Origin of the sequence: Actinoplanes sp. NPDC048791 (assembly GCF_040650095.1) — a bacterium.
Taxonomy (GTDB): domain Bacteria; phylum Actinomycetota; class Actinomycetes; order Mycobacteriales; family Micromonosporaceae; genus Actinoplanes.
In genome coordinates this window covers 1-10,932 of the sequence record NZ_JBEZGQ010000202.1, presented here as the reverse complement: position 1 = coordinate 10,932, position 10,932 = coordinate 1, and the positions used below count along the sequence as shown (strand labels likewise).

Here is a 10,932-nt window from a genome sequence, read left to right as displayed (position 1 = left end):
GGGCTTTCCACACTCCGTACATGGCGCCGGCCGAGCGGGCCCTCGGGGCCGTCGCGGCCGGCGTGCCCGTCGCCGACCCGGCCCGGATCCTGCTGTCCGACCTGGACGGCGCCGCCGTCAACCACGGCCGCGAGATGCTGCGGCGCCTGGTCCGCCAGGTCACCGCCCCGGTCCGCTGGGACCTGGTGCTGCGCAACCTGCGCGACCTGGGAGTCACCGGCATCATCGAGCTGCCCCCGGCGGGCACCCTGGCCGGGCTGGCCAAGCGCGAGCTCAAGGGCGAGAACGCCCCCGAGATCGTCACCCTCAACACCCCGGACGACCTGCCCGCCGCGCGCGACCTCATCGCCCGGCACGGCACCGCCTCCACCCACGAGCCCACCCCGCTCTTCCGGGTCGTGGTCGCGCCCAGCGCCGGGCTGTTCCAGCCCGCCGAGGGCCTGGCCGAGGGCGTGGACCTGCGGCAGGGCCAGGTCATCGGCCAGGTGACGACCCGGCAGGGACCGGTCGAGGTCGCCGCGCACGCCGCCGGGATCCTCACCGAGTGGCTCGCCCACCACGACGACCCGGTGGCCCCCGGCCAGCCGGTGGCCCGCATCGGCGGGCAGCAGCAGTGACCACGTCCGTCGCGAACGAAGGAGCAACACGATGACCGCGGGTTCCCGCATCGTCGCGATGGGCCACTACCAGCCCTCGCGCATTGTCACCAACGACGATCTGGCCAAGATCGTCAACACCAACGACGCGTGGATCAAGGACCGGGTCGGCATCGCCGAGCGCCGCGTCGCCGACGCCGAGTCGGTCGCCGACATGGCCACCTTCGCCGCGGAGAAGGCGCTGGCCGGCTCCGGGCTCAGCGCCGCCGACATCGACATGGTCGTCGTGGCCACCTGCTCCTCCATCGACCGCTGCCCCAACGTGGCGACCCGCGTCGCCGCCCGGCTGGGCATCACCGCCCCGGCGGCGATGGACCTGAACACCGCCTGCTCCGGCTTCTCGTACGCCCTGGGCACCGCCGACCACGCGATCCGGGCGGGCGCCAGCCGCAACGCCATCGTCATCGGCGCCGAGAAGCTCTCCGACGTCACCGACTGGACCGACCGCACCACCGCCGTGCTCTTCGGTGACGGCGCCGGCGCGGCCGTGGTCTCCGCGGTCCCCGACGGCGAGCAGCCCGGCGTCGGCCCGGTGCTCTGGGGCTCGGCCCCGGACAAGGGCGACGTGCTGCGCATCGAGGGCTGGCAGCCGTACATCCAGCAGGAGGGCCAGATCGTTTTCCGCTGGGCGACCACCGCGCTGGCGCCGTTCGCCCTGCAGGCGTGCGAGCGGGCCGGCGTCCGGCCGGAGGAGCTAGCCGCCTTCGTGCCGCACCAGGCCAACACCCGCATCATCGACGGCATCGTCAAGCGCCTGGGCCTCGGCCCGGACGTCGTCGTCGCCAAGGACCTGGTCGAGTCCGGCAACACCTCCGCGGCGAGTGTGCCGCTGGCCCTGTCCAAGCTGGTCGAGCGCCGCGAGGTGCCCTCGGGCGCCCCGGTCCTGCTCTTCGGCTTCGGCGGCGGCCTCACGTACGCGGGTCAGGTCATCCGCTGCCCGTAGCTTTTCCCACCATCGAGAGGAACCACCGAACATGGCAACCCGCGCTGAGATCACTTCCGGCCTCGCCGAGATCCTCGAGGAGGTCGCCGGGGTGAACCCGGACGACGTCGCCGAGGAGAAGTCCTTCACCGACGACCTGGACGTCGACTCGCTGTCCATGGTCGAGGTCGTGGTGGCCGCCGAGGAGAAGTTCGGCGTCAAGATCCCCGACAACGAGGTGCAGAACCTCAAGACCGTCGGCGACGCCGTCTCCTTCATCGAGGCGAACCACTGACATGAGCAACACTGACGTCGTCGTCACCGGGCTCGGCGCGACGACCCCGCTCGGCGGGGACGTCGCGTCCACCTGGGACGCCATGCTCGCCGGCCGCTCCGGGGTGAGAGCCCTCACCCAGGAGTGGGCCGCGCAGTTGCCCGTCCGCATCGCCGCGGAACTCGCCGTCGACCCGTCCGAGGTGATCGAACGGGTCAAGCTGCGCCGGCTGGACCGCTCCGAGGCGATCGCGCTGATCGCCGCCCACCAGGCCTGGGCCGACGCCGGCCTGAAGGACTCCGGGCTCGACCCGGAGCGCTTCGCCGTGAGCTTCGGCAGCGGCATAGGCGGTGCGCAGACCCTGCTCAACCAGGACGACATCCTGGAGGCCTCCGGGCCGCGCCGGGTCAGCCCGCACACCGTGCCGATGCTGATGCCCAACGGCCCCGCCGCCTGGGTCGGCCTCGAGCTCGGCGCCCAGGCGGGCGTCCACTCGATGGCCAGCGCCTGCGCGACCGGCGCTGAGGCGCTGTCGCTGGGCCTGGACATCATCCGGTCCGGCCGGGCCGACGTGGTCATGGCCGGCGGGACCGAGGCCGTGATCCACCCGCTGCCGATCGCCGGTTTCGCCTCGATGCGGGCCATGTCGACCCGCAACGACGAGCCGGAGAAGGCATCCCGGCCGTGGGACAAGGGCCGCGACGGCTTCGTGCTCGGCGAGGGCGCGGGAGCGCTCGTCCTCGAGCGCGCCGACCACGCCATCGCCCGCGGCGCGACGATCTACGCCCGGCTGGCCGGAGCCGGCATCACCTCGGACGGCTACGACATCGTGCAGCCGCACCCCGAGGGCGCCGGCGCGATCCGGGCGATCCGCCGGGCGATCGAGGACGCGGGCCTCACCAAGGCCGACATCGTGCACGTCAACGCGCACGCGACCTCCACCCCGGCCGGGGACATGACGGAGATCGCCGCGCTGCTCACGGCGGTGGGCGACCACCCGGTCCTCACCTCGACCAAGTCGATGTCCGGGCACCTGCTCGGCGCGGCCGGCGCCCTGGAGTCGATCGCCACAATCCTGGCGATCCGCGACAGCGTCGTCCCCCCGACCATCAACCTGGACGACCCCGACGACAAGCTGGCGCTCGACGTGGCCGCCCACAAGGCCCGCCAGCTCGACATCCCGGCGGCGCTGAACAACTCGTTCGGCTTCGGTGGGCACAACGTGGCCCTGGTCTTCACCCGCGCCTGACGGGTCGGTCGATCACCGCGCGGTCGGGTTCTCACGCCGCGCGGTGACCGGCCGGTTTCGACGCCGCGCGGTCCGGTCCTCCTGTGGCGCGGGCCGGTTCGCACGCCGTGCGGTCCGGTTCACCCCGCGCGGTAGCGGTCCGGTTCACCCCGCGCGGTAGCCGGTCCGGTTCCTCGCCGCTCGGTGACCGTCCGGTTCGCAGGCCGCGTGGTTCGGTCTTCAGCTCGCGGGGTGGTCGGCCCGGTCTCGCGCCGCTTCGGTCCGTCTCTCATCCCGTGCAGTGACCGGTCCGGTTCTACACCCGCGCGGTAATCGGTCCGGTCTTTCACTGCCGCGCGGTGACCGGTCCGAGTCCTCACACCGCGCGGTCCGGTTGCAACCTCGCGCGGTAACCATTCCGGTCTCTCATCCCCGCGCGGTGACCGGTCGGAGTCCTCACACCGCGCGGTCCGGTTGCAACCCGCGCGGTAACCGGTCCGAATTCTCCCGCCGGGCGGTCCGGTCGCAACCCCGCGCGGTAACCATTCCGGTCTTTCACCCCCGCGCGGTCACCGGGTCCGACTCCTCACACCGCGCGGTCCGGTCGCAACCCCGCGCGGTAACCATTCCGGTCTCTCATCCCCGCGGTGACCGGTCCGACTCCTCACACCGCGCGGTCCGGTTGCAACCCCCCGCGGCAACCATTCCGGCCTTTCACCCCCGCGCGGTAACCGGTCCGACTCCTCACACCGCGCGATCCGGTTGCAACCCCGCGCGATGATCGGTCTGGTCCGCACGTCGCGCGGTCCCGTCTTCATCCCGCGCGTCGTCAGCACGCGGTGACCGGTTCGGTCTCGCGCCGCGCGGTCCGGCTCTCACCCGCGCGGTGACCGGTCCGGTCCTACACCTCGCGCGGTGAACCGTTAGGAGAAGCGCTGTGACCACGACCTCATCTCCCGCCGATCCCACCATCGACACCCGTGATCCGCGGTTTCGCCTGCGGGCACTGTTCGACAGCGGCACCCTGCGTCTGCTCGCTCCGGCGGATGACTCGGGCGTGCTGTGGGCCCGGGGCGAGGTCGACGGCACGCCGGCGATCGCCTTCGCCACCGACGCCACCCGGATGGGCGGCGCGATGGGTGTCGAGGGCTGCCGGCACGTGGTCGACGCGATCGACACCGCGGTCCGCGAGCGGGTGCCGGTGTTGGGACTCTGGCACTCCGGCGGGGCGCGGCTCGCCGAGGGTGTGGTCGCGCTGGACGGGGTGGGGCAGATCTTCGCGGCGATGGTGCGCGCGTCCGGGCGCGTACCGCAGATCTCCGTGGTCCTCGGGCCCGCCGCCGGCGGCGCGGCCTACGGCCCGGCGCTGACCGACATCGTGATCATGAGCAAGGCCGGCCGGATCTTCGTGACCGGGCCGGAGGTCGTCCGCAGCGTCACCGGCGAGCAGGTCGACATGGAACGCCTCGGCGGTCCGGAGCCGCACGGCCGCCGCTCCGGCGTCGTGCACATCACCACCAAGGACGACGAGAGCGCGCTGGCCGAGGCGCGCAAGCTGACCGTCCTGCTCGGCCGGCAGGGCCGGCTCACCCCGGCGGACGTCGCGGCGGGCAGCACGCCGGGCCACGACCTGGCCCAGGCCATGCCGGCCCAGGCCAACCGGGCGTACGACGTGAAGCCGGTGGTGCGGGCGCTGCTCGACGAGCCCGGCGTGGAGTTGCACGCCAAGTGGGCGCCGAACGTGTCGACGACGCTGGGCCGCTTCGGTGGTCGTACGGTCGGCGTCATCGCCAACAATCCGCTGCGCCTCGGCGGCTGCCTGGACGCGACCAGTGCGGAGAAGGCCGCCCGGTTCGTGCGGATGTGCGACTCGTTGGGCGTACCGCTGATCGTGCTGGTGGACGTACCCGGGTATCTGCCCGGTCTCGGCCAGGAGTGGGACGGCGTGGTCCGGCGCGGCGCGAAGCTGCTGCACGCGTTCGCCGAGGCGGTCGTGCCGCGGGTGACGCTGGTGACCCGCAAGGCGTACGGCGGCGCGTACATCGCGATGAACTCCCGCGCGCTGGGCGCCACGGCCGTGTTCGCCTGGCCGACAGCCGAGATCGCGGTCATGGGTGCGAGCGCGGCGGTGAACATCCTGCACCGCAAGCGGCTGGCGGCAGCCCCGCACGACCAGCGCGAGGCACTCCGCGAGACGCTGGTCGAGGAGCAGCTGCACACGGCCGGCGGGGTCAACCGGGCCTTGGAGATCGGTGTGGTGGACGACGTGATCACGCCGGACCAGACCCGTCGCCGTATCGCGGAAGCTCTGGCCGCGGCCCCGGCGGCCCGCGGCGCGCACGGCAACATTCCACTCTGAGGTGGTCAGCGCGACGGCGTCACAATGATCTTGCCGTGGGTGCCGCCTGATTCCGCGAGCCGGTGCAGCTCCGGCAGGTCGCCGAGCGTACGGCGGTCAGTGATCACCAACCGCAGCACACCGTCGTCCACCAGCCGTACCAGCGTGGCGAGGTCGGCCGGATCGTTGCGGGTGACCATGTGCCGGGCGGTCACCGACGCCGACGACTCGATCGGGGTGGCCACCGTGATGATCCGGCCGCCCCGCCGGACCAGGGGCACGAGTGCGGCCGCGGCGGCGGGGTCGATCGCCGCGCAGTTCAGCACGGCGTCGACGGGCTCCCCCACCGTCAACGGGCCGGCGGTGTAGTCGAGCACCTCGTCGGCGCCGAGGCTCCGGACCGTCGCGGCGCTGCGGGGGCTTGCGGTGGCCAGCACGTACGCGCCCGCGTGCTTGGCCAGCTGGACCGTGAAGCCGCCGATGCCGCCACCCGCGCCGTTGACCAGGACGCGTTCGCCCGGGGTGATCGCGGCGTGTTCGGTGACGGTCTGCCAGGCGGTCATCCCGGCCAGCGGCAGGGCGGCCGCGTCAGCGAGCAGGACCGTGGCGGGGGCTCGGACGAGGGACGTGGCCGGGGCGACCGCGAACTCGGCGGCCGCGCCTGCGTCGAGCATTCCGAGAACCGGGTCGCCGTCGACGGTGCCCGCGACGTCCCAGCCCAGGGTCACCGGCAGGACGACCGGAAACATCGTTGCGAGCAAGCCGGAACGCAGCGCCGTCTCGGTCGGGTTCAGAGACGTGGCGGCCACGCGGATCAGCACCTCGCCGGGCCCCGGGAGCGGCTGGGGGATGTCCTCGACGCGGATGACGTCCGGGTCGCCGTACTCGTGGATGCGCGCAGCTCTCATGACCACCGACCGTAGGCTGGTCGGTGAGGACGACCTATGCTTTCAAGTCCTGAAAACCTTCGCGATCGTCTCGGTGGGTGCGGCGATGGATGTGCTCAGTGATGTGCTCGCCGTGCAGCGGACCGGGCGGCCGCGGTCGATGCTGCTCGGGTGGGATGCGCCGTGGGCGCAGGAGTTCGCCGAGGTGCCCGGGGCGATGGGTTTCCAGGTGATCCTGCGGGGGTCGCCGTGGCTGCTTCCGCCCGGTGGTGCCGCGCCGGTTCGGCTCCACGCCGGCGATGTCGTGTTCCGGCCGCATGGTCGTGCGCACGCCCTCGCCGACAGGCCGGATGCCGTGCCCGCCCCGTGCACAGACGCTTCGCCGCCGTTGCCGCCCGGAGGGTCTCGTCTGCGGTCGGTGCCCGGCGGTGGCACTCCGGATCCGTCCACGGACGAACCTCCGAATCCGTCCACGGATGAGCCTTCGAGTCCGTCTACGGACGAGCCCGGGACGCGGCCGCACGGGCAGGAGGTGGTCATGCTCTGCGGCGCGTACGAGATCGACCCGGCGCAGGTCCACCCGCTGGTCCACGACCTGCCGGAAGTGATCCACCTGAGCCCCACCGACGAACTGCGCGCCGCCGTCGGCCTGCTCACCGCCGAGCTGGAACATCCCCGCCTCGGCACGGACGCCGTCGTGCCCGCGCTGCTGGAGATGCTCCTGCTCTACCTGCTACGCCGCTGGTACGCCGAGCAGCCCGCCGCACCGACCGGCTGGGCAGCGGCCCTGCGCGACCCGGTGACCGCTGCCGCCCTGCACGCCATGCACGAGGACCCCGGCCGCCCCTGGACGGTGGCCACCCTCGCCGCGCACGCTGGACTGTCCCGGGCGCCGTTCGCCCGTCGCTTCAACGCCCTGGTCGGACGGCCGCCGCTGGCCTACCTGACCTGGTGGCGGATGACCGTGGCGGCGCGGCTGCTGCGTGACTCGGACGCCACTGTGGCCACCGTCGCGCACCGGGTCGGCTACGCCTCCGAGTTCGCCTTCGCCACCGCCTTCCGGCGCCGGCACGGGTCAGCGCCGGGACGCTTCCGGCGGCTCACCTGACCAGGCCGCCACTCGCGGCTCACCCGACCAGGCCGCCACTCGCGGCTCACCCGACCAGGCCGCCACTCGCGGCTCACCCGACCAGGCCGACACCGGCCATTCGCCTCACCCGGCCGACGCCGGCTGCTCACTTGACGCAGGCGCTGCGCGGGAGCTTGCCGACCGTTACCGGAGACCTGCCGGGCGCAGGAGCTTTGCCCGCGAGCACCGCGGCCAACGCGCTCAGCGCGAGCGGGCTGGACGAGTAGGTCGCGAGCAGCGTCGGTGATCGTGACCCGGCCAGCAATTGTGGAGTGTCCATGATGACGGTGACCGTCGCGTCCGGACTCAGGTCGGTCTGCCGGTCGCCGTACCCGACGAGGTGCACAACCGCGCCGCCCGCGGCCTGGACCTTGACGCCCGCGTCCTGCAACGCCTTGACCAGGGTGATCCGGGCGGCCTCCCGACCGCCGGACGCGGTGACCGTGACCGGGCCGGACACCAGCGGCCCGGAACACGGGCCCTTGAGCAGGGTGATCGCGGCCGCGTCGGCGGCGCCGACGGCCCGCACGTGCTCGGCCGAACCGAGCGCAGACAGCTCCGGCCGCACCTGCGCGGCGGTGCGGAACTTGAGCGTCAGGACACGGGTGACCGCCTCGACGAGCCGCTCCCGCTTGAGGCTGCCGTCCTTGAGCCCGGCCATGATGCCGTCCCGCGCACCGGCCAGATCCGGCGGCATGAGCAGGATGTCGTTCCCGGCGTTCAGCGCGCGGACCGCCGCCTCGCCCGCCGGCCACTTCATCGCGGGCGGCATGTTCATGGCGTCGGTGATCGCCACCCCGCCGAACTTCAGCTCACCCCGCAGGACATCCGTCATGATCTTGCGCGAGAACGTCGCGGCGACTCCCTTGTCCAGGCCTTCGACATCCAGGTGCCCGGACATGACCACGCCGGCACCCGCGGCGATCCCGGCGGCGAACGGCGGCCGGTCCTCGCTCTCCCACTTCGGCCGGCTCTGCGCGACCACCGGCAGGTCGTCGTGGCTGTCCCCCGCGGTGTGCCCATGACCAGGGAAATGCTTGAGCGCCGCGGCCACCCCGGCGCCCTGGATCCCGCGCACAGCCGCCTCGACCTGGGCGGCATTCGCCTTCGGATCGGCGCCGAACGACCGCGAGCCGATCACCGAGCTGCCCTGCGGCCCCAGCGTGTCGGCGACCGGGGCGAAGTCGAGGTTGATCCCCATCGCGGCCAGCTCGGTGCCGGCCGCCCGCCAGGCGCCCTCGGTCAGCTCGGGCTTGCCCGCGGCCCCGAACGCCATCGCGGACGGCAGCAGCGTCACGCCGGTCTTGACCCGGGTGACCACGCCGTACTCCTGATCGGTGCCGATCAGCAGCGGCGCCCCGCCGGGCAGGCCGGTCGCCACCCGCTGCAGGCCGTCGGTCAGCGCCCGCACCTGCTGCGGATCGTCCACATTCGTCGCCGGATTGGTGGCGCCGGTCGGGTCGTCCGGGGTGAACGCGACCAGGATCAGCCCGCCGAGCCCGAACTTGGTGACCATCTCGGCGGGGGTGGCCACGCCGGCGATCCGCTTGTTGCCGGCGGCGGCCGTCTCGTCCACCTGGTCGGCCTTGTCGCCGTAGGCGTAGGGCATCAGGACCTGGCCGGCCAGCTGGGCGTCGGTGAAGGTCTTGACGGCTTCGCGCGCCCGGGCGGTGGGATCGCCGGTCGGGGCGACGCTGACGGAGGGCGCGGAAGCGGCGGGAGACGCGGAGCCTGGAGCAGGTCGCGGCTGCTGCGGCGCATCACTGCCGCCGCACCCGGCCAGCAGAGACAAAGCCACGGGTACGGCCACAGCAACGCGAAACGCCCTCTTCACGGCTGTCATTCGATCAGCTCCCGAGCGCGTGCACAAACGGGTCCACCCCAAGAACGGGGGCAGGAACACCCCCTTGACAACGGGCGGGGTCGCCCGACCGGCGAGGTGCCGTTCAGGGCTGCGGCCGACTTTCGCCGCCGCGTCGTGACCGGCGCCGCAGCCGGTGCTGCCGTCCCGAACGGCGATGTCGACGCGAGATCAGCGCTTCGACCGGACTGTGAGGCAAGCAGCCGGCCCGTCGGTTGGGCATGGCCTGTCCATCAACGTCCGCTGGCCAGGGGGTCGGCGCCCAGTCCCGCAGTTGGCAGGTGACCGCCCTGCAACAGCCGGCAGGTCACCGCGCCGCAATAACCGGCAGGCCACCGCCCCGCGACAACCGGAAGGTCACCGCGCCGCAACAACCGGCAGGCCACCGCCCCGCGACAACCGGAAGGTCACCGCGCCGCAACAACCGGCAGGCCACCGCCCCGCGACAACCGGCAGGAGACCGGCGCGGTCCCCGCCCATGGTTCGGCCACGAGACGCAGGACCGCTTCCTGGCGTCGGGTCAGCCCACCCGGGTGAGCAGGGTGACCGGCGCACCGTCCCCGGCGTACCGGTAGGGCTCGAGCTCGGCGTCCCACGCCGTGCCCAGCGCCTTCTCCAGGGCATGCGAAAGCGCCTCCGGAGCCTTGGCCGCGGCCATGATGGCCCGCAGCCGATCCTCACCGATCTGGATGTCACCGGACGCCCCGATGGTGCCGCGGAACAGTCCGCGGCCCGGGACGTGCATGAAACGCTCCCCGTCGACTCCGGGGCTCGGTTCCTCGGTGACCTCGAAACGGATCATGGGCCACTGCCGGAGGGCAGCAGCCAGCTCGGCGCCAGTCCCGGGCCGTCCGGTCCAGCTGCACTCGGAACGCCGCATGCCGGGGTCTACCGGCTGCGCCGTCCAGTGCAGATTGACCGGCGCGGTCAGGACGCGCGCGATCGCCCACTCGACGTGCTGGCACACGGCGAGTGGAGTCGAGTGGACGTATACGACGCCACACGTTGGCACGGTGACCTCCCGGAGACCGAGGTGCGTCTTCCCCTACGACCTCGACCGCGGTTGATCGTGCTCCATGATGCCGGGTGGTACGGATGGTGCGCCAGAGAAACCGCAATATCGACATGTGAATGGCCGTCGAGGCACACCTGACCTAACGGCCGAACCCCGTCCGGCGGCACGGCCATGCCGGGTTCGTGTAGGCTGGCTGCGGCATTTTCTGCCGACAACTTTGCCGAGGAATACCTAGCTAGGAGTACCGCCGTGGCCAGCAACACCTCAAAGACCGCCCGCGCATCAGTCCGCGCCGGCCAGGCCGGTCAGGGCGGGGCCCTGAGCGTGCTGGGTGAGTTCAAGTACCTCATCCCGCTCGCCGAAGGGCGCTTCGCCTACGTGCGTAACCTGACCAACGGCAAGACCAACCACCTCCGCACCGACTCGGACGCCTTCGTCGAGGAGATCCGCACCCTCGCGGCCGCCGGCCACGGCGCCAAGATCCGCGCCGAGATCGAGGGCCTGGACGCCTCGTTCCCGCAGCACGGCTGGGGCGCGACCGAGAAGCGCCTCGTGGACGCCGGCGTCTTCGAGAGCTGAGCAACGCCACTGCAGAAAGGCGCTCCCCGGACCACGTGGTCCG

At 72.5% G+C, this 10,932-nt stretch carries 9 protein-coding genes and 1 pseudogene; 7 read left to right on the top strand and 3 right to left on the bottom strand.

Features of this window, described 5'->3' with window-relative positions:
* The 5 genes and pseudogenes from AB0C29_RS17195 to AB0C29_RS17175 form a co-directional block, all read left to right on the top strand.
* A pseudogene (locus tag AB0C29_RS17195) lies at window positions 1-617 on the top strand (ACP S-malonyltransferase); the annotation flags it as partial.
* A gap of 31 nt (window positions 618-648) precedes the next feature.
* Window positions 649-1,599, top strand: a complete 951-nt coding sequence (locus AB0C29_RS17190; protein ID WP_360548482.1) for a beta-ketoacyl-ACP synthase III — start codon at window positions 649-651, stop codon at window positions 1,597-1,599.
* 31 nt (window positions 1,600-1,630) lie between these two features.
* A complete protein-coding gene (locus AB0C29_RS17185; RefSeq protein WP_023359558.1) occupies window positions 1,631-1,873 on the top strand; it encodes an acyl carrier protein in 243 nt (80 codons plus the stop codon).
* 1 nt (window position 1,874) lies between these two features.
* A complete protein-coding gene (gene fabF, locus AB0C29_RS17180) occupies window positions 1,875-3,101 on the top strand; it encodes a beta-ketoacyl-ACP synthase II (protein WP_360821205.1) in 1,227 nt (408 codons plus the stop codon).
* Between the two features lie 916 nt (window positions 3,102-4,017).
* Window positions 4,018-5,439 (top strand): carboxyl transferase domain-containing protein, encoded by a 1,422-nt coding sequence (locus AB0C29_RS17175; RefSeq protein WP_360821203.1) that lies wholly within the window; start codon window positions 4,018-4,020, stop codon window positions 5,437-5,439.
* 5 nt (window positions 5,440-5,444) lie between these two features.
* On the opposite strand, the gene AB0C29_RS17170 is transcribed toward AB0C29_RS17175, so the two are convergent.
* Window positions 5,445-6,326 carry an NADP-dependent oxidoreductase gene (locus tag AB0C29_RS17170; protein WP_360821201.1) on the bottom strand — a complete coding sequence of 294 codons (882 nt, stop codon included), beginning with the start codon at window positions 6,324-6,326 and terminating at the stop codon, window positions 5,445-5,447.
* Here AB0C29_RS17170 and AB0C29_RS17165 point away from each other — a divergent pair.
* The gene (locus AB0C29_RS17165) at window positions 6,268-7,413 is read left to right on the top strand and encodes an AraC family transcriptional regulator (protein ID WP_360821199.1); all 1,146 of its coding nucleotides are present in this window, start codon (window positions 6,268-6,270) and stop codon (window positions 7,411-7,413) included. The two genes, AB0C29_RS17170 and AB0C29_RS17165, sit on opposite strands and share 59 nt — an antisense overlap.
* Window positions 7,414-7,540: 127 nt before the next feature.
* On the opposite strand, the gene AB0C29_RS17160 is transcribed toward AB0C29_RS17165, so the two are convergent.
* Together AB0C29_RS17160 and AB0C29_RS17155 are read right to left on the bottom strand one after the other, a co-directional pair.
* On the bottom strand, window positions 7,541-9,277 hold the full coding sequence (locus tag AB0C29_RS17160) for a glycoside hydrolase family 3 N-terminal domain-containing protein (RefSeq protein ID WP_360821197.1): 1,737 nt from the start codon (window positions 9,275-9,277) through the stop codon (window positions 7,541-7,543).
* A 538-nt stretch (window positions 9,278-9,815) separates the two neighbouring features.
* Entirely contained in the window at window positions 9,816-10,307 is a 492-nt protein-coding gene (locus AB0C29_RS17155) for a DUF3145 domain-containing protein (RefSeq protein WP_212991880.1), read from the bottom strand.
* Window positions 10,308-10,559: 252 nt separating this feature from the next.
* Between AB0C29_RS17155 and AB0C29_RS17150 the strand changes: the two genes are divergently transcribed.
* Window positions 10,560-10,889: a hypothetical protein gene (locus AB0C29_RS17150; RefSeq protein ID WP_360548494.1), complete on the top strand. Its 330-nt coding sequence runs from the start codon at window positions 10,560-10,562 to the stop codon at window positions 10,887-10,889.
* Window positions 10,890-10,932 lie beyond the last annotated feature (43 nt).